The sequence below is a fragment of the Brevibacillus sp. IT-7CA2 genome (assembly GCF_949767855.1).
Lineage (GTDB): Bacteria > Bacillota > Bacilli > Brevibacillales > Brevibacillaceae > Brevibacillus.
This window is the reverse complement of record NZ_CATKQT010000051.1, coordinates 274,881-293,331: the sequence shown is the minus strand read 5'-3', so window position 1 is coordinate 293,331 and position 18,451 is coordinate 274,881. Positions and strand designations below refer to the sequence as shown.

General features: G+C 49.2%; 15 protein-coding genes. 11 read left to right on the top strand and 4 right to left on the bottom strand.

From position 1 onward, the window contains the following. Positions 1-65: 65 nt before the first annotated feature. The gene (gene cimA, locus ACM6JA_RS24900) at positions 66-1,688 is read left to right on the top strand and encodes a citramalate synthase (protein WP_414854539.1); all 1,623 of its coding nucleotides are present in this window, start codon (positions 66-68) and stop codon (positions 1,686-1,688) included. Between the two features lie 333 nt (positions 1,689-2,021). Here cimA and ACM6JA_RS24895 read toward each other — a convergent pair whose 3' ends face one another. Further along, on the bottom strand, positions 2,022-2,885 hold the full coding sequence (locus ACM6JA_RS24895) for a helix-turn-helix transcriptional regulator (protein WP_414854538.1): 864 nt from the start codon (positions 2,883-2,885) through the stop codon (positions 2,022-2,024). A 134-nt stretch (positions 2,886-3,019) separates the two neighbouring features. On the opposite strand from ACM6JA_RS24895, the gene fabF reads away from it, so the two are divergent. Beyond that, positions 3,020-4,252 (top strand): beta-ketoacyl-ACP synthase II, encoded by a 1,233-nt coding sequence (fabF, locus tag ACM6JA_RS24890; protein ID WP_414854537.1) that lies wholly within the window; start codon positions 3,020-3,022, stop codon positions 4,250-4,252. Positions 4,253-4,356: 104 nt separating this feature from the next. Here the strand turns inward: fabF and ACM6JA_RS24885 are convergent, their stop codons facing one another. Next, positions 4,357-4,587: a DUF1128 domain-containing protein gene (locus ACM6JA_RS24885; RefSeq protein ID WP_007722824.1), complete on the bottom strand. Its 231-nt coding sequence runs from the start codon at positions 4,585-4,587 to the stop codon at positions 4,357-4,359. 31 nt (positions 4,588-4,618) lie between these two features. Then, a complete protein-coding gene (locus ACM6JA_RS24880) occupies positions 4,619-7,111 on the bottom strand; it encodes a DUF3656 domain-containing U32 family peptidase (protein WP_414854536.1) in 2,493 nt (830 codons plus the stop codon). 182 nt (positions 7,112-7,293) lie between these two features. Between ACM6JA_RS24880 and ACM6JA_RS24875 the strand changes: the two genes are divergently transcribed. From ACM6JA_RS24875 to ACM6JA_RS24865, 3 genes are read left to right on the top strand one after another with little or no spacing between them, the layout of a single operon-like run. Next, positions 7,294-8,622: an ATP-binding protein gene (locus ACM6JA_RS24875; RefSeq protein WP_414854535.1), complete on the top strand. Its 1,329-nt coding sequence runs from the start codon at positions 7,294-7,296 to the stop codon at positions 8,620-8,622. Further along, positions 8,582-8,755 carry a hypothetical protein gene (locus tag ACM6JA_RS24870; RefSeq protein ID WP_414854534.1) on the top strand — a complete coding sequence of 58 codons (174 nt, stop codon included), beginning with the start codon at positions 8,582-8,584 and terminating at the stop codon, positions 8,753-8,755. Before ACM6JA_RS24875 ends, ACM6JA_RS24870 begins: the two co-directional genes overlap by 41 nt. Before the next feature lie 3 nt (positions 8,756-8,758). Beyond that, entirely contained in the window at positions 8,759-10,435 is a 1,677-nt protein-coding gene (locus ACM6JA_RS24865) for a peptide ABC transporter substrate-binding protein (RefSeq protein ID WP_414854533.1), read from the top strand. A 35-nt stretch (positions 10,436-10,470) separates the two neighbouring features. Here the strand turns inward: ACM6JA_RS24865 and ACM6JA_RS24860 are convergent, their stop codons facing one another. After that, positions 10,471-11,064 carry a TetR/AcrR family transcriptional regulator gene (locus ACM6JA_RS24860; protein WP_173618652.1) on the bottom strand — a complete coding sequence of 198 codons (594 nt, stop codon included), beginning with the start codon at positions 11,062-11,064 and terminating at the stop codon, positions 10,471-10,473. Between the two features lie 200 nt (positions 11,065-11,264). On the opposite strand from ACM6JA_RS24860, the gene ACM6JA_RS24855 reads away from it, so the two are divergent. From ACM6JA_RS24855 to ACM6JA_RS24830, 6 genes are all read left to right on the top strand, one after another. Continuing rightward, positions 11,265-11,738: an N-acetyltransferase gene (locus tag ACM6JA_RS24855; RefSeq protein WP_414854532.1), complete on the top strand. Its 474-nt coding sequence runs from the start codon at positions 11,265-11,267 to the stop codon at positions 11,736-11,738. Positions 11,739-11,860: 122 nt separating this feature from the next. Then, on the top strand, positions 11,861-13,942 hold the full coding sequence (locus ACM6JA_RS24850; protein WP_414854531.1) for a methyl-accepting chemotaxis protein: 2,082 nt from the start codon (positions 11,861-11,863) through the stop codon (positions 13,940-13,942). A 133-nt stretch (positions 13,943-14,075) separates the two neighbouring features. Beyond that, positions 14,076-14,807 carry a GTP pyrophosphokinase family protein gene (locus ACM6JA_RS24845; protein WP_017250656.1) on the top strand — a complete coding sequence of 244 codons (732 nt, stop codon included), beginning with the start codon at positions 14,076-14,078 and terminating at the stop codon, positions 14,805-14,807. Next, positions 14,794-16,230, top strand: coding sequence for a dipeptidase PepV (pepV, locus tag ACM6JA_RS24840; RefSeq protein WP_414854530.1), 1,437 nt, complete (start codon positions 14,794-14,796; stop codon positions 16,228-16,230). The genes ACM6JA_RS24845 and pepV overlap by 14 nt, the downstream gene beginning before the upstream one ends. Positions 16,231-16,378: 148 nt before the next feature. Beyond that, complete coding sequence (locus ACM6JA_RS24835; protein ID WP_414854529.1) at positions 16,379-16,981, top strand: TetR/AcrR family transcriptional regulator; 603 nt, start codon at positions 16,379-16,381, stop codon at positions 16,979-16,981. 75 nt (positions 16,982-17,056) lie between these two features. Then, positions 17,057-18,358 (top strand): MFS transporter, encoded by a 1,302-nt coding sequence (locus tag ACM6JA_RS24830; protein ID WP_414854528.1) that lies wholly within the window; start codon positions 17,057-17,059, stop codon positions 18,356-18,358. Positions 18,359-18,451 lie beyond the last annotated feature (93 nt).

Here is an 18,451-nt window from a genome sequence, read left to right as displayed (position 1 = left end):
GAATCGTCTAACGGTTAGAATGATGTGATTATTCAGAAAAATAACAGAACAGGTGGAGAAGAAACATGAATAGCAAGGTGTATCTGTATGATACGACCCTGCGAGATGGTACGCAGGGAGAGGGGATCAGCCTGTCGGTAGAAGACAAGATAAAGATCGCACTGCGGCTGGACCAGTTTGGTATCGATTTTATTGAAGGCGGTTGGCCGGGCAGTAATCCAAAGGACATGGCTTTTTTTGAGCGTATCCGGGAGATTTCGCTGCAGCACGCTAAGGTAACGGCTTTTGGCAGTACCTGTAGACCGAATGTAGCAGCGGCGGATGATGACAATCTGCAAGCGTTGATCTTAAGCGGAGCAGGGGCGGCAGCAATCTTCGGGAAATCATGGGACTTGCACGTGACGGATGCTCTCAAGACGACATTGGAAGAAAACGTGCGAATGGTCGCTGATTCGGTCGCATTTTTAAAAGAAAACGGACTGACGACTCTCTTTTTGGCAGAGCATTTCTTCGATGGGTACAAGGCGAATCCGCGCTACGCATTGCGAGTGCTGGAAGCGGCAGAAGAAGCTGGAGCTGACTGGATCGTTCTCTGTGATACAAATGGCGGGACACTGCCGCATGAAGTCTATGATATTGTCAAAACGACTGTGGGCCACCTGCGGACGCCTGTAGGCATTCATCCGCATAATGACAGCGGAGTGGCGGTTGCCAATGCACTAGCTGCAATTCAGGCGGGCGCACAGCAAGTACAAGGAACCATTAATGGCATTGGTGAGCGCTGTGGGAACGTCAACTTGATCTCAGTGGTTCCGAATTTGCAGCTCAAGCTCGGCCATCACTGTGTGAGCACTGATCAATTGCAGGAGCTGACACAGCTCTCGCGCTATGTAGCGGAAATTGCCAACATGACGATGCCGAACAACCAGCCGTTTGTCGGGTACAGTGCTTTTGCTCACAAGGGTGGTATTCACGTAAGCGCCGTTATGCGCGATCCGAAAACGTACGAGCACATCGAGCCAGAAAATATCGGCAACAAACGTCGCGTACTCGTTTCGGAGCTCGCTGGCCAAAGCAATTTGCTCGCCAAAATGGAAGAGCTGGAGATCGATCTTTCGTTGGATCGCGAAAAGGCGAGAGAAATCATTACACACATCAAAGAGCGCGAGTTCCAAGGCTATCAATATGAGGGAGCAGAGGCTTCGCTCACGCTGATGCTGCTGGAAGCCTCCGGCAAGCTGAAAAACCTGTTCAAGCTAGACTCCTTCAAGATCATGCTGGAAAAGGCAGCCGTCCAATCGATCACGTCGGAGGCGACCGTGAAGCTGCGTGTAAATGGGGAGTCTGTCCATACGGCAGCTGATGGCAATGGTCCGGTGAATGCACTGGACAATGCGATGCGAAAAGCGTTGGAAAGCTACTACCCGTGCATTGCAAAAATGCAGCTGGAAGATTACAAGGTGCGTGTCTTGGACGAAAACGGCGCGACTGCCGCAAAAGTACGTGTCCTAATCGAATCCTCTAGCAACGGCGAAAAGTGGAGCACAGTCGGCGTCTCCACCAACGTCATCGAAGCGAGCTGGGAAGCGCTGGCAGACAGTATCCGTTACTTGCTGTGGAAAGAAGGCTGCGAGGAAGTCGGAAGCCTTGCTTCTTCCGGGACGCGTGTAGGGATTGTGAATCATTAGCAAAGTGAACCAGCCCAGGCAGATGCCGTCGGGCTGGTTTTTCTTTGGTTTACAAGTTTTAAAAGGTCCGATCAACGTACAAGGCTAGTGAGAAGAAAAAGCACAGGGCTCGTAGACCTTGACAACGCCTCCCCAGTCGGAACTTCCAAAAGGGGACCACGCTTGTCGAACACTTCTTCTCTGAGAAACTTCCGCCCGTAGGGTGGCTTTGGCTCGACGGTCCCCTTTTGGAAGTGGAGACGGTCAGTGAACCCCTCCTGCTGGCGTGTCAGAGTCGAAGAGAACTGTGCTTTTTCTTCTCCTCCACCATGTTGACTCAAAAAAGACCTTCGGTCACGGTTTTCCAGAAGTACCAGGCCGATCGATCAGCTGCCGCAGCTTTGTCTCCGTGGCAGAATTCGGGTCAGGCGTGTAAATGCTACACCGCAAATCCGCATTCCCGGAAACTTGCAGCGAAGTCAGATGAAAGAGCATTTTCCCTGCCTTGGCATGACGGAATTCTAGTAAAACCTCCGGGGCTGAGCTGACACGGCTCTGCTCCCAAAGGTCGTGAAAGTCGGGATGAACCTGCCGCATTTCACTTAAAAACTGCTCGTACCACTCGTCCTCTACATACTGACCGTAATTGGCGCGAAAAATAGCAAGAAAGCCGCTGACGAAATGCTCCCAGTTGACGGCCAGCCGTCGTAATTCCTTGCGCGTAAACACCAGGCGGATCAAATTGCGCTCTTCGTAAGGGAGTTGTTCAAAATCGAGAAAGACATGTGCGGCTGCCTCGTTCCAGCCTACAATATGACTGCGACGATCTGAAATAATGGTTGGACACGAGCGCAACTCTTTTAAGATTCGTTTGAGGGCAGGATTGATCTGCGGCGGTTCATCTTTTTGCACGTCTTGCCCGACTCCCGTGCCTGTCTCCAGTGCCAGCGCGTACAAATATTTTCGCTCATCGACGGTAAGCTGCAAGGCTCTCGCTATCGCATCTAGAACAGAAGGCGAGACCTTGATGTCGCGGCCTTGTTCCAGCCATGTATACCAGGTCGAGCTAACCCCTGCGAGCTGAGCAACTTCTTCTCTTCGTAGCCCGGGTGTTCTTCTGCGTGTCCCAGGAGCCAGCCCGACCGATTGTGGCAGGATTTTGGCGCGCTGCGCTTTTAAAAAAGTAGACAGTGCTTGCAAACGCGTTTGCTGATTCATGGTACACTCTCCATTTCCTCAACTGGTTAAGTTTGTTAAACTAGTACTCATTATACTAGGATAAACAACAACTTGTAATAGGATAACGCATGTGACAAGATGATTCCATAAGGCACTCAAATTGGAGGCTATTCATGGAAAAAGTCGTTGTCACAGGTATGGGAGTGATCTCCCCGATCGGGAATACAGTAAATCAGTTTTGGAACAGTCTCGTGCAAGGGAAGTCTGGTATCTCACACATTGATACTTTTGATACAGCACGCAATAAAACGAAAATCGCAGGTTTGGTACGAGATTTTGATCCGGTGGAGCGTTTTGGGCGCAAAGAAGCGCGGCGAATGGATCGCTTTTGCCAGTTTGCCCTTGCTGCTGTAGAAGAAGCGCTAGAGGATGCAGAACTTCAGCTGGACGAGTTGGACCGCGAGCGAGTCGGGGTTTATGTAGGCTCTGGCATCGGTGGGGTAGGGACGCTTCTAGAGCAGCATAACGTTCTACGTGAACGAGGTCCTGAGCGGGTCAGCCCGACGCTTGTTCCCATGCTCATTTCCAACATGGCAGCAGCGATGATCAGCATCAAGTACGGTCTATACGGTCCGACCATGTCACCTGTTACTGCTTGCTCGATTGGGAATACGTCCATCGGTGAGGCTTTCCGGCTCATTCGGGCGGGCGGGGCAGATGTCGTCATCGCAGGAGGGTCTGAGGCCGCAGTGACAGACATATCTCTCGCCAGCTTTAGCAATGCGACGGCAGTGTCCACAAGAAATGATGCTCCATCAGGAGCGAGTCGGCCTTTTGATGCCCAGCGGGATGGGTTCGTCATGGCAGAAGGTGCCGGGATTGTGATATTGGAATCAGAATCACACGCCAAGAAAAGAAACGCCCGCATGTATGCCGAGGTGATTGGCTATGGGGCAAGCTCTGACGCCTATCATATGGTGGCGACACATCCAGAAGGAATCGGTCCCTACCGCGCGATGAAATGGGCCCTCCAGGAAGCAGGGGTGCAAACGACAGACGTGGATGTTATCAGTGCGCACGCGACCAGCACAGAGATCGGAGACCGTTCCGAGACACTGGCAATCAAAAAGCTGTTTGGCGAGGATGCGTACCGTGTACCGATCACCGCCAACAAATCGATGACGGGTCATATGTTTGGTGCAGCCGGGGGGGCGGAGGCGATCGCCCTGATTAAGAGCCTGCAAGAAGGAATCATTCCCCCGACGATCAATCAGGAGGAGCGAGACCCGGACTGCGATCTGGATTATGTGCCAAATACAGCGCGTAAAGCCGCGCTCCACATCGGCATGTCCAATTCCTTTGGCTTTGGCGGTCATAACGCAGTCATCGTATTGAAAAAAGTGTAACGGATAGAGTTTGTATTCGGAGTCTCCGGTAGACTGTGAGAGCACATAAAAAAGCGTCACTCCATGTACGCAGGAGCGACGCTTTTTCATTGTGTCAAACAGAACTAGGATTGCTTTCTCATCGCACCCAGCTCTTCAACGATGGCGGTCATTTCATTGATGCCAAACGCTGCTTTTTTCTGCACCATGTTGTACAGGTACAGCAAATCCTCGTAATGAACGAGATCGAAATCCTCTGGGCGCATCACCGCTGTATTCGCCATGTTCAGCTTTGCTTTGATGCCCTCGATAATAACGGCCAGGTTTTCTACAGTAGGTTGATTCAGGTCAGCCATACTTTCTCTCTCCTCTCGACAAAGCTGGTATTTATTTCGTCAGTTGCCCACGTGTGACGCCCAACTGGTTGGTTGACTTCAGGGTACGCCATACGTGTGTACCGCTAACTTCTCCGCGCAATGCTTTGCGATACAGACTGATTACTTCTTTCACGCGCTCTGGCTCTTCTTCCAAAAACTCGATGCGGTAGCTGCCAACATTCAGAGAGCGGAACTCGCTCAAGTACTCAGCACCGGACTGGTCAATCGCGTTATATACGGTATTGCGGCAACCGGTATCCACACGTATAGGGTGAGAGAAACCAACGCGGTCTTTCAAGGAAATGCGGGAGGTCTCACATGGAGTTCCGCAGTTTGTATGATCAGTACCTTCACTCATGAATGTGCAGTATACGCAGTGCTCGGTGTGGAACATCGGCATGTGCTGGTGGATAACCAGCTCCATGTTCGCAGCGTTCGAGCGGCTGAGCAGATCGACCATCTGCTGGATGTTCAGATCGTACGATGGCGTGACGAGCTCAAGACCTGATGCAAGGAACAGCTCAACTGCCTTGTGGTTCGCGACATTCAAGGAGAAATCGCCAATCAGCGGAATATCGATTTCATCACGACGGGACAAGTAGTAATAGAGTGCTCCCGTATTGCGCACCAGAATAGCGTCTGGTTTGCTTTTCGCGATCAGGGCAAGGACACCGTTTTCATCTGGCATATGAATGCGCATCGTAGCAATCCCGATCTTTTTCCCGTACTTATGGGCCAACTTGACACCCTCTGGATACTGTTTGACGAATTCAAAGTCAGCGTAGAGGAAGTCCACATCTGTTTGCGCAGCTGCTTCCAATTGCTCAAGCGAGCGGCACAGTGCTGTCAGGAGCGGCTTTTCCACTGGTTTTCTAGTTGGTACGTCCGCGTATACATTGATATCGTGATGGTGGTAAATCGGCGGCTTGGAACGCAGGAACACGAGCTGCTCTACTGCGTCACGGCGCATCCGGTTCAACTCACTGACAGGTACGATGAGATCCCCTTCGAGATCGACAGTCAGATCGTGAGCTTCTAGGTGGAAAATGGTTCCGCCCAGACGGCTGAGTTGATCGTGCAGCAACTCAGCCGTCAGAGGACGCTTCAAAGCAGTCTCCAGCAGTACCTCGGAAGGAACACTGACAGCGTGATTCGCCTGTTTATCCACCCAAGTGACACTGAGCTTTTCACCCAGCTTGCCGCTTACATGAACGGACAGCGGGAAGGTGCGATAAGGCTTTTCTGTCTCGAACGTTTTACGCAGGCGACGATCCAGCTCAGGATCGCTCGTCTTCCATACACGGTCGCCAACGTGAAGACGTTTCAGATTCACGTCATTGCGTCCCATGACGATTTCGTACAGGCCTTTGGAAACTTCGCCTTCTACTTTTTTACTGCGGATCAAAATGTCGTAGATGCGACCGCCTTCTTCTTTTTGCGTGGGGTCACCCGCGTCGAACACGATTCCGTCTCCACGTTTGACTGGAGCAGTGATTTCCACCAAAACGCCTGAAGGAAGCAGTTTTTTCACGGTTCCCAAAAACACACCGCGGCTTTTCGGGAACGATCCATCTACGAGTTGCTTGTTGTTTGTCCCGGTCAAAAATCCGTGTGTAAACCCGCGAGAGAAGCTTTGTTGCAGCTCACGTACTTCTACCTCGGATGGTCCCGTATCTTGTCCGGCAAAATAACGCTCGATGGCGGCATTGTATTTGCTCACGACGTTTGCAACATATTCAGGTGTTTTCAGGCGGCCTTCAATTTTAAAGGAAGTCACGCCAGCCTCGATCAGCTCAGGAACCAAATCGATAGCAGCCAAGTCCTTCGGGGACAGCACGTAAGCGATATTCCCCATTTCCTTCTGCACACCGTCTACCATCAGGTCATACGGCAAACGACAGGCTTGGGCACACTCCCCGCGGTTTGCCGAGCGTCCACCCCACATTTCCGAGGTCAGACATTGTCCGGAATAAGAAACGCACAAGGCACCGTGGACGAATACTTCCATCGGCAGCTTTGCTTTTTCTCCGATTTTTTTGATCTCTTTTAATGAATTTTCACGTCCGAGTACGACGCGTTCCATATCAAACGGCTTCGTGAACTCCACCGCTTCTGGCGAAGTAATCGTCATTTGTGTAGAGCCGTGAATCGGGAAGTCTGGAGAAATCTCGCGGATCATCTTTACAAGACCGAGGTCTTGAACGATCACAGCGTCTACTCCAGCGTGAATACAGGCGTCAATCAGCTCGCGTGCATCCTCTAGTTCATTTTCAAATACGAGAATATTAAAGGTAAGGAAGCCCTTTACCCCGTACATGTGCAAATAAGCCATAATCTCAGGCAGTTCCGCCATTTGGAAGTTCTCAGCACGAGCACGCGCGTTGAACTTTTCTACCCCAAAAAAGATGGCATTGGCTCCGTTGGCCACGGCTGCCTTCAAACAGTCCCAGTTACCAGCAGGAGCCAACAGCTCGATATCTTCACGCTTTATACCATTTCGCATGTGTATGTCATTACCTCCAAGGTCTTCAAACAAGCTCTTCTTCATCATAGGGAAATGTGCTGGTCACCGCAACAAAAACATCCTTTCTGCCAGATGTTGAAAATGTGCCTTCCAGAAAGACACCTAGTGATGTTATTCTGTAAGAAAAATCGAAATATTCTAAGAGCCAGGGGAACCGATATATGTTAATCATCAAAGACATTTTGCTGCAGTTACTGTTCGTTATCGTCCCTGTTTTGCTGTATAGAAACGTTTGGCTGGGGCGATCAACCTCGAACAAGATGAGCGTCAAGTCATCTATGGTTATCGTTTGTAGCTCGATCAGTGTCATTTTTGCCATGAGCTTTCCAGTACAACTCAGTAATGGTATGGAGTACGATTTACGCTCGATACCAATCATTATTACCATTTTATACGCTGGGTATATCCCGGGCATTTTGACGATTTTGGTGATGTTTGTCGTAAGGATCGTTCTGGGTGGTGATGGCGTTCTCATAACGATTCTTGGAACGATGGTCTACGCGATCATACCGTTTTTGTTGGTCAATCGTTGGTATGGCTACTCTTTACGAAAAAAACTAGGGGTCGTTCTCTTGATCGAATGCTTGAAGCAGCTATCCATCATCGGTGGAGGGATGGTTGTTTTGATCTGGAGAGGGTTCCCGGTGTCCATCATTAACAATTATCTGGAGCCGCTAGTGGAAATCGGCTACCTCGCTTTAATCGTACAAGGTGCAGCCGTTTATTTCATCGAATTTATTCGAGAATCTCATATTATCCGCAAGCAGGTTGAACGCTCGGAAAAGCTGAACCTGATCAGTGAGCTGGCAGCCAGTGTTGCCCATGAAGTGCGCAATCCACTCACAGTGGTACGAGGCTTTGTCCAATTGTTGCGTGAGGAGACGAATCCGAAAAACGTTGAATACATCCGCTTGGTCTTAAATGAACTCGATCGGGCTGAATTTATCATTTCCGACTATTTAAATCTGGCCAAGCCTCATTCTGAGACGCTAGAGCGACTGGAGATTGCGCATACCGTGAACGAAGTGACCGCCATCATGTCCTCTTACAGCGTCATGAACCGAGTGGAAATCGCCTGTGAGACCGAGCCGGGCCTATTCGTTGAGACCAACGCCGTTAAGCTCAAGCAAGCATTGATGAATCTGTTGAAAAACGGTATCGAATCGATGGGACAAGGTGGCGTACTGCACGTCACCGTACAAGCAGCCGGGACCTATCATGTGATTTCCATCAAGGATGAGGGAGAGGGGATGACGCCAGAGCAGATTGAACAGATTGGGCTGCCTTTTTATTCTACAAAGGAAAAAGGGACGGGTCTCGGTTTGATGGTAACCTGCCGGATCATCGAGGCGATGCAAGGGACCATCCACTTTCAGAGTGAACACGGGCACGGAACGCAGGTGACGATTCAACTGCCTGCTGTGTATACGACCGAAAAAGGAGGCGAACATGGACAAAGATCAAGAGGTGTGGGAGCGACTCTTTCATGAGTTGGCAGTAATCAGAAGCGAATTAAAAGCGTTCAAGCTCGAAACACGTGCAGAGCTTTATCAAATCAAAAGCGAGCTGAAAGAATGGCAGCAGCGAGAAGCACAGCGAAGGCTCCCAAACGAAGGGGAATAAACCATGCAACGTTCCGCAAACCGATGGTGGCAAAAAACAGGAAAAGCTGTTTTCGCAGCAGGCTTGGCTTTAGCGCTTGCTGCATGCGGACAACCACAGGAAGCCGCAAAGCCTGCCACACAACCAACGACAGAAGCTACACCAGCTAATGCATCTGAGCAACCCGAACAAATACTCAGATTGAATAACTTTACAGAACCACTTTCTCTTCATCCCGGACTCATTTCGGATGTTTGGTCATCCAATGTTATTTTTCAGACGTTTGAGGGGCTGACACGCATTGACGACAAGGGCGTTCCACAGCCCGCCATGGCCCAGGAAATCAAGGCATCAGATGATTTGTTGACGTACACCTTCACGATTCGCGACAATGCGAAGTGGTCGAACGGTGATCCCGTAACCGCGCACGATTTTGAAAACGCCTGGAAATGGGCACTCGATTCCAAAAATGGTTCCCAGTATGCCTATCAGTTGTTTTATGTAAAAAATGCAGAGGCGGCCTTTGCTGGCAAAGCGAAGCCCGAAGAAATCGGGGTCAAGGCAACAGATGACAAGACACTGGTCGTCCAACTGGAAAACCCGACGCCGTTTTTTCTGGAGCTGACGGCTTTTTACAGCTACTTTCCACTGAATACCAAAGTGGTAAAAGACAATCCGAACTGGGCGAAGGAAGCAGGACCAGCCTACACCTCGAATGGACCGTTCAAACTCGCTACGTGGGAGCATAAAACTAAGCTGACGCTTGCGAAAAACGAGCATTATTGGGATGCAGACGCTGTCAAGCTGACCAAAATCGAAATGAATATGATCAATGACGCGAATACAGAGCTGTCGATGCTGGAGGGCGGCGATCTCGATTGGGCAGGTGCCCCGACTGGCAATCTTCCGCTCGACGCGATGCCGACCTTGAAGGAAAAAGGATTGCTGGTGATCACGCCAAAAGCCGGGACGTATTGGTATGAATTCAACACAGAGCAAAAACCTTTCCACAACAAAAAAATTCGCCAAGCCTTTTCATACGCGATCAACCGGAAAGACATCGTGGAGAACATCACGCAGGGAGGGGAATTGGTTGCGACAGCCGTAGTGCCGCCTACAATGTTTGCTGAGAACGAGCAAGGCTTGTTTACAGACAGCGACATAGAAAAAGCCAAGCAGCTGTTGACGGAAGGCATGAAGGAAGAAGGGTACGCCAGCGTCGACCAGCTCCCACCGATTACACTGTCCTATAATACGGAGGAAGCACAGACCAAAATCGCGCAAGCCGTACAGGATATGTGGCAAAAAAACTTGGGTGTGCACGTCAAGCTGGAGAATCAGGAATGGAATGTCTACTATGAAAACGTGAAAAACGGGAAGTACCAAGTAGCGCGGATGGGATGGACGGGGGATTTCAACGATCCGATCAACTTCCTGGAAATATTCCGAACGAAGGAAGGCAACAACCATACTCGTTGGGAGAATCGTCAATATGCCGATCTATTGGCGGCTTCTGCCAAGGAGAAGGATGCTGCCAAACGAAAAGCGATCTTGCAAGAGGCGGAGAAAATCTTGGTGGACGAAATGCCAGTCATTCCGTTTTACTTTAAGTCTACGGTGTATGCGCAGAACCCCAAGTTGAAAGGCGTAGTCATTTCAGGGTTGGGATACGCGCAGTACAAATGGGCGTATTTCGAATAAATCATAAGTCACATTCGAAGGGCTGGTCAGTCGGATTATTCCACGACCAGCCCTTCGAATACGATAGAGACCTTCTCTTCCATGATTTCTTCGAGTGCCCAGGCGCCTTCGCTGCGTACCCAATCATAAAGAGCGTTATAGTAAATATTCTCCAACATGTTCGCAGCGACAAGAGGGTTGAATTTGCTTTTCAATTGATTCTTTTCTTGCGCTTCTTCAATCAGGTCAGCGAACAGTTGACGCAATTCAAAGTACATGTTCTTTTCATTCTCAAGCACTTTCCGATGTTTCATCGAGGATTCTACGACGACTTTGATGAAATCGAAATTGGTGATGGTGACTTCATTCATGATCTTGTAGATCCGCAGCACCTTCGACTTGCATTCGTCACCATAATCCCACTCTTCCCGGCGCTCCTCGATTTCATGTAGACGCTCATATCCCCAGTTAGCGAGAATAGCTTCCTTTGAAGTGAAATGCAGAAAGATCGTACCGCGTGCAACATCCGCTTCTTCGGAAATCATGTCGATTGTGGTTGCTTCAAAGCCGTGCGTTTTGAAGAGCTTGATGGCAGCATTGAAGATTTTTTCGCGAGTTTCGCGCTTTTTCCGTTCCCGTCTCGTCGTCAAGTATGTAGCACCTCCTTATGAACTCGTACGCTTGATTATAACACAACCGTTACCTAACAAAAGAATAGTTCATGCAATTACGCATAATTTAGGTGAAAAAAGGATAGACTTCTGCGAAGCTCGAATGTATATTTATATACTATAATGAATAAATATTAAATCATACCAGGCTCGAAATGCATGGGGTGGAGGAGAGTAAAATGGGTGTTGCAAAGGCACTGGCAGTACGTCAGGCTACGATGAAAGACGTGGATGCCATGTTGGAGATTGTTAATGAATATGCACAGCAAGGCTTGATGCTGCCACGTACGAAGCTGTCTTTCTTGGAAAACTTGCAATCCTTTATTGTCGCTCATGATGGAGATTCGGTCGTAGGTGTCGCAGGCCTACATATTTTGTGGGAGGATCTGGCTGAGATCCGCTCCTTGGCTATCTCGGAAAAAGCGAAGGGGATGGGCGTTGGGAAACATCTGGTTCTTCATCTGGTTGAGCAATGCCGCCTTTTGGGAATTAAGCGTGTACTGGCGCTGACCTATCAACAAGTGTTTTTTGAAAAGTGCGGGTTTTGGGTGGTTGCCAAGGAAACACTGCCGCAAAAAGCTTGGAAGGATTGCATTAACTGCTCCAAACTGCCGATGTGCGACGAAATTGCTATGATTTTCGAAACAGTCTGATACATTTGGTCTAGCCTTCCTTTTTTCTTTTCTGGTACTATATTCATATAAATAGTAGAAATATAAACAATATTCTACAAGTATACCAGAAAAAGAGATTGTCAAAAATGGGGGGCTTTTCCATGAAGCTGGGCGCTCGTATATTGCTCGTTCTACTACTGGCAGGAAGTGTACCGTTGACGGCAGCGGGAGTGTTTGCTTATCAGGAATCCAAGCAGGAATTGTTGAACGGAAGTGCCGCTACACTGGAAGCGCTGCGTCACAGCAACAAGGAACAGGTGGAAAATTACTTTCGTGAGCGAGCCAGGAACGTGGATACGTTGGCTGCATCGGGAACAGTAATGTCTGCCCTCTCTTCGTTTGAGGACGTGTGGCGGCAAGGACGAGAATCGCCTGCTTATGAAGTAGTGCAAGCGCAGTATACGAACGAACTAAAGATGGAGGTCGCTCGCTACGGCTTCGTGAATGCCTTTCTGTTGAATGCACAAGGGGACATCGTGTACGAGACAAAGCCGCAGGCCGATTTTGGTACGAATCTCCTGACAGGCCCAGACGCTGACTCTGTACTTGGTCAGACTGTGCAGCAAGTCAAGAAAACCCAAAGCGCAGAAATGTCAGATCTAGGCGTTTACGAACCATCTGGAGGGGCGCCAGGGGTATACATTGCAGCGCCGATCTACGAACGAGGCTACATCATCGGGCAAATAGCAGTTGAAGTATCCATGGATTATATTTCTAGAATATTCAATCAACGAGAAGGGCTGGGGGAAACCGGGAAGATTTACTTGGTTGGTGGTCCGGACAAGCTGATGCGCTCGCAACTGGGAAGTGGGTCCAATACGTTGTTACAGCAAAAAGTAGATACGCCCATCGTTGATCAGGTCTTACTCACCCAACAATCTGAAGGAACGGTCGAAAGCAAGGATTACTTAGGACAGCAAGTGCTCGTGTCCTATGATCAGGTCAAAGTGGGGAAGAAGACGTGGGCGATTTTGGCAGAGATGAATATGACCGAAATACTAGAGGGCCCAACCCGAATTCGGGATGCCATGATTGCTTTTAATGGTGCTGTCCTCTTGCTAATCGTCATCATCTCATTATTTACAGCAAATTGGCTTCGCCGCTCGTTTCGCGGCATGCTTGCCGTGGCAGAGCGGATTGGGCATGGGGATTTTTCGCGAGAGATTCCTGACAAGCTATTAAAACGAAAAGATGAACTGGGGGAGCTTGCAGGGTCTCTCGTTACGATGCAGAAGCAACTGCGCAAAATTTTGTTTCAGATTCAGCAGGCAGCTGCTTCCGTTTCCGGTGCGGTGCGAAATATTCAGGGAAACACCAGTGAGATTGCCGCTTCCAGCCAACAAATTGTCCTCGTCGTCGATCAAGTGGCTGCATCTGCTGACAGCCAGGTAGAAAAAATGGGACAAACCTTGAATCTGGCTGTTGATTTGACAAAAGATGTGGCGGTTGTAACGGAAAATGTAGAACGGGTAACTGTCTCTGCGGAAGAAATGAAGCAGCATGCACATGCAGGCAGACGCGCGATCGCAGATGTGATGGACAGCATGGATGAAATTAATCGTTCGGTAGAAGCTGCAACGGATGTCATTCATGTATTGGAAGGGCGCTCGAAGGACATTTCGAGAATTATCTCTGTCATTACAGAAATTGCCCGACAGACCAATCTGCTAGCCTTGAATGCTGCGATTGAAGCGGCCAGAGCAGGAGAGCATGGTAAGGGATTTGCAGTCGTCGCAGGAGAAGTGCGTAAGCTGGCGGAAGATACCAACAGTGCTGCTCAGCAGATCGTAGGCATGATTGGTGACGTACAAAAGGATACGAAGGAAGCTGTCGCGAGGATGGTCGAGGGTGCCCAAACGACCGCCCGCGGCATGAAGACAGCACACCAATCCCAAGAGATGTTCCAGCACATAGAGGAAAACATCCTCGGGGTATCGCAAGAAATTAACGGTGTCAGTGAGGCCTTTAAGCGTATGGCGCCAGATGCCCAACAAGTAGCCGTTGTCGCTGGGGAAGTATCCTCCGCATCGATGCAAGCGGCTGCCGGTGTCCAAAGCATCTCGGCTGCGGTAGAGGAGCAGAGTGCAGCGATGGAGCTCATTGCAGATGCTGCGACTCAGCTGGCCATTCTAGCAGAAGAGCTGAGAAGCTCACTTGCAGCCTTTGTTTCGCGCGAAAATTAAGAAAAAAGGGACGGAGCAAAAGCCGGTGACAACTGCCTTTTCTCCCGTCTCTTTTTGTATTTTGGAAGGATATCTCACACAAAATGTTGAATGATAAGGACGATGGAGAGTTTCAAGCCGGAGGGACGTAAGCGTGCACAAACTAGATTGGGAACTATATCTGCTACCGTTCGAACAAGCTGTAGAAGAAATCAAAGTCAAAATTAAAAATATCCGTAACGAGCTACGCAAACGCAAGGAGCATTCACCGATCGAGTTTGCGGTGGGCAGGGTCAAATCGATCCCGAGTATTTACAACAAAGCAAACCGCTTGCAGTTTCCGATTGATGAGAATATCTGCTGGGAAATTCGCGATATCGCGGGCATCCGCGTCATTTGCCAGTTTATTGATGATATACCTGCAGTCGTTGAGATGATCCGTAACCGCGGAGACATGCGTGTGTATTTGGAGAAGGATTATGTCTCTACCCCAAAAGAAAGCGGATATCGCGGCTATCACCTTGCCGTGGAGTATCCGATCATGATGGCGGGTGGGCAAGTGACCATTCCGGTAGAAATTCAGATTCGCACATTGGGAATGAATTTTTGGGCGACGATTGAGCACTCGCTGAATTATAAATACGAGGGAATTATCCCATCCGATATACGGCAAAGATTGTTCGAGGCTGCCAAGGCGTCCTACAAGCTGGATAGCGAAATGAACAACATCCGGGACGAAATTAAAGACGCCCAAGCAGAATTTACGAAAAAAGAAGTGCCTATGGAGTCATTATTATCGTTGGTGGAGTTGGATCTCGACGTCGATGCGGCAATGGACGAAGGAAGTATGAATGAGAGGACTGGAGAAGAGAATGACAAGCGTTAACTGGCTGGAAGAAACAAATAAACGCAAGGACGAACTGATTGCGACGACACAACAATTTTTGCAGATTAAAAGCGTTTTGGACCCCGAAACAGCACGGGAAGGCGCCCCTTTTGGAGAAGGGATTCGGCAAGCGCTTGACTTTGCGCTAGGCGTGTGTGAAAAAGCAGGAATGACAACCAAAGACGTCCGTGGGTATGCAGGGCACGCTGAATTCGGACAAGGTGAGGAATTGATCGGCATACTGAGCCATGTCGATGTCGTACCAGAAGGCGATGGCTGGAGTACGCCACCGTATGCAGCCGAGATCGTGGATGGACGCATGGTGGCCCGTGGTGCGATTGACGACAAGGGACCGACGATGGCGGCTATTTTCGCAGCGAAGATCGTGATGGAGCTTGGATTGCCGCTGTCGAAGCGCGTGCGCTTTATTTTCGGTACGGATGAAGAATCGAGCTGGCAGTGTGTGAACACGTATTTCGAAACGGAAGAAATGCCGACAATGGGCTTTACACCAGATGCAGACTTTCCTCTGATCTATGCGGAAAAAGGCTTGACCGATCTGTCGTTGCGTCAGACGCTTGCATCCTTCCAAAGCCTCGGAATACCTGCTGCGGAAAATGTGGCGGCAAAGCTCGTTTCCTTACAGGCTGGCTTGCGCATGAACATGGTTCCAGACAAAGCTGTAGCAACGCTTGCGCCAATCAGCTTGAATAGTGAGGCGATTGCACAAGGCTATCGCCAGCACCTGGAAGCGACTGGCTTGAAAGGCAAAGTGGAGGAGCAGGACGGTCTCGTAATGCTGCACATGGAGGGCGTCTCGGTTCACGGAATGGACCCGAGCAAGGGCGTCAACGCGGGTACCGAGCTCATTCACTTTTTGCGGACCATGTCCTTGGATGAACGCGGAGCTGTATTTGTAAGCTTGGCTGATCGTTATTTGCACAAGCAGCATTACGGTGAAGCACTTGGCATCGCGCATGATGATGAAGAAATGGGTGCGCTCACACTGAACACAGGTGTAATCGAGTATGACGAAAAGCAGGATGCGCTTTTCCGTCTGAACATCCGTTACCCACATTCTGTTGCCTTCGAAAAATGGTCGGCTGTTCTTGCTGAACGTTTCAGTGAAGGGGCATTTACGCTCGAAGTGGCTGAGCATCTGACACCGCACCGCGTCGACCCAAATCATCCTTTGGTGACAACACTGCAACGTGTTTATACGGAACAAACAGGCGAGGAAGCTGGCATTATTGCAATTGGCGGCGCTACCTACGGCCGTTCGTTGGATGTTGGGGTAGCATTCGGACCGCTTTTCCCAGGGCGTCCTGATAGTGCCCACCAGCGAGATGAATATATTATCGTGGATGATCTGATCAAAGCGACAGCGATTTACGCGCAAGCGATCTATGAATTGGCGAAGTAGGAATAGGAACGGCTGGACACAAGTGCCAGCCGTTTTTATTTTTGTTGAATTAGGAGAGACAAAAATCTTTGCAAATGCTGGAAGTCAGTACTATAATGCAAGTAACGATTGATCGATTAATCATTCATAAGCAAGGAGCCTGTACAGCATGCCACTTTCAGAAGAACAAGTGCGAAAAATGAAGCAAAAGCGGGAAACGATTCTCCAGCAGGCAGTTCTCTTGTTTGCCGAGCACGGCTATGACGATACCACCATTGCAAAAGTCGCGAAGGCATCAGGAGTGAGCTTTGGCAGTGTTTTCACGTACTTTGAAAACAAGGATCAGCTCTTTCATGCAGCTGTCACGGAGCCATTGCAAGAGCATTCGGTCAAACTGCTTGACTTTGATCCCCAAGCATCTGAGCCATTACTGGAATTAGAGAGAATGGTGACCAATCACATCAAGATCTTCGCTATGTTCGATTCGTACTTGCGTCTGGTCGTACAAGTAGTCGGCTACTACAATCGTTTTGCCCATTCTTTTGCTGAGCTAGATGCGTTTCACAACACCTTTCGTACGAAAATTGCCGAGCTCTTGATCAATGGACAAGAGAAAGGTCTCTTACATGTCCAAGATCCCAAATACGTGGCGACAGCGTACATGAGTCTGTTAATTGGTCTGCGTGTGAATTTGACCGATGAGCCACAAAGCAACATGTGGGAAAAATTCGTTCCGTTTGCCATGCAGCTTTTTGGACCGAAGAATCGCTAGCATTCTCCAACGGTCTTTTTTTTGGAATACAAATGATTGATTAATCAATCGTTATAAAGTAGAGGAGTGGTCACGATGAGTTTTTGGAAGTTCGACAGCAACATCCAGATCAGACTGATGTTACAGTTTTTAACGACGATGGCGAGCATGACTGTGACCCCGTACTTGATTGTTTTTTTCTCCAAGCAATTGGGGACCGTTGTAACGGGTTTTATGTTTTTAGGCGTGATGGCAGCAAGTGTGGCAGGCTCTTTTGCAGGGGGATATTTGGCGGACAGGATCGGGCGAAAAAAAGTGATCGTTGCATGTGAATTGGTCATCTTCCTCAGTTTTCTTGGTGTGGCCTTCGTCAACTCACCTTGGCTTCAGCTGCCTTATGTGACATTTATTTTGTTTCTGTTCAATAACTTTTGTTTGGGGGCGTCGGGTCCTGCTTACCAAGCACTCATCATTGATGTGAGTCAGCCCGAGAATAGGCGAGCGATTTTTACTGCTTCCTATTGGTTGAATAATTTGGCGGTAGCGATAGGAGGATTGGTGGGGGCTTTTTTGTTCGACGAGCATTACTTTGCCCTATTTCTCGGTGTGGCTGTAAGCATCGCGATTTCGCTCGTGATTACGATCCTGTTTATTGAAGAAACGTATGTGCCAGAAAAACGTGCACGCTCGGCGTCTCGCAAGCAAAGACAAAAAGATTCGAGTTTTATGGCAGATGTCATGGGAGCTTATAAAGAAGTGCTCAAGCATCGAATTTTTCTGCTGTTTACCTTAGCGAATTTGCTCATTATAGCGGTAGAGGAGCAATTGACCAATGTCATAGGCCTTCGTTTAGTGCAAGATATCCCGGAGCCTGAGCAGTTATTTTCGTTTCTTGCCATTCAGGTGGATGGGATGAACTTGTTAGGTCTATTAAAAACAGAAAACACGTTGCTGGTTGTTTGCTTGACCGTTTTGGTCTCCTACGTAGTGAAGAGTATGAGAGATAGGGCGGTGCTCCTGTCAGGCTTGGCCCTGTACTTTTGCGGGTATGCATGGATTAGCTTCAGCAACTCTCCCGCTGTCTTGCTCATTGCCATGTTCTTCGCGACATTGGGGGAAGTGATGCACATTCCGGTAAAACAAGCGTTACTCGCCAATATGGTGCCGGATCATGCGCGGAGCACGTATATGGCTGTACATTCTTTGTTTAGCATCGTGGGGGTCAGCAGTGCAGGCGTGTTTATACTTGTCAGTACGTGGGTTCCCAACGTTGCGATCACCGGAATTTTTCTAGGGATGGGACTGATTTGTCTCGTGCTTTTTCATCGGATTACGAAAAAAGTTGGGCAAGAACAAGAAACTGCTACGAAGGCCACCCAATCAAATGCGACAGCATGAAAAAGTACTCGAGCGCATTCGGGACATTGGTTGGGGAAACAATATCAAATACGGTGTAGGCGGTTTGGAAATGAAAGGATTTTGTAAGCGGTT

What these genes read in the sequence shown, in the direction of transcription:
- ACM6JA_RS24865 (WP_414854533.1), top strand. Translation starts at nt 8,759, where the DNA reads ATGCAACGTTCCGCAAACCGATGGTGGCAAAAAACAGGAAAAGCTGTT.
- ACM6JA_RS24875 (WP_414854535.1), top strand. Translation starts at nt 7,294, where the DNA reads ATGTTAATCATCAAAGACATTTTGCTGCAGTTACTGTTCGTTATCGTC.
- ACM6JA_RS24885 (WP_007722824.1), bottom strand. Translation starts at nt 4,587, where the DNA reads ATGGCTGACCTGAATCAACCTACTGTAGAAAACCTGGCCGTTATTATC.
- cimA (WP_414854539.1), top strand. Translation starts at nt 66, where the DNA reads ATGAATAGCAAGGTGTATCTGTATGATACGACCCTGCGAGATGGTACG.
- ACM6JA_RS24855 (WP_414854532.1), top strand. Translation starts at nt 11,265, where the DNA reads ATGGGTGTTGCAAAGGCACTGGCAGTACGTCAGGCTACGATGAAAGAC.
- ACM6JA_RS24830 (WP_414854528.1), top strand. Translation starts at nt 17,057, where the DNA reads ATGAGTTTTTGGAAGTTCGACAGCAACATCCAGATCAGACTGATGTTA.
- ACM6JA_RS24880 (WP_414854536.1), bottom strand. Translation starts at nt 7,111, where the DNA reads ATGCGAAATGGTATAAAGCGTGAAGATATCGAGCTGTTGGCTCCTGCT.
- ACM6JA_RS24835 (WP_414854529.1), top strand. Translation starts at nt 16,379, where the DNA reads ATGCCACTTTCAGAAGAACAAGTGCGAAAAATGAAGCAAAAGCGGGAA.
- ACM6JA_RS24850 (WP_414854531.1), top strand. Translation starts at nt 11,861, where the DNA reads ATGAAGCTGGGCGCTCGTATATTGCTCGTTCTACTACTGGCAGGAAGT.
- fabF (WP_414854537.1), top strand. Translation starts at nt 3,020, where the DNA reads ATGGAAAAAGTCGTTGTCACAGGTATGGGAGTGATCTCCCCGATCGGG.
- ACM6JA_RS24895 (WP_414854538.1), bottom strand. Translation starts at nt 2,885, where the DNA reads ATGAATCAGCAAACGCGTTTGCAAGCACTGTCTACTTTTTTAAAAGCG.
- pepV (WP_414854530.1), top strand. Translation starts at nt 14,794, where the DNA reads ATGACAAGCGTTAACTGGCTGGAAGAAACAAATAAACGCAAGGACGAA.
- ACM6JA_RS24870 (WP_414854534.1), top strand. Translation starts at nt 8,582, where the DNA reads ATGGACAAAGATCAAGAGGTGTGGGAGCGACTCTTTCATGAGTTGGCA.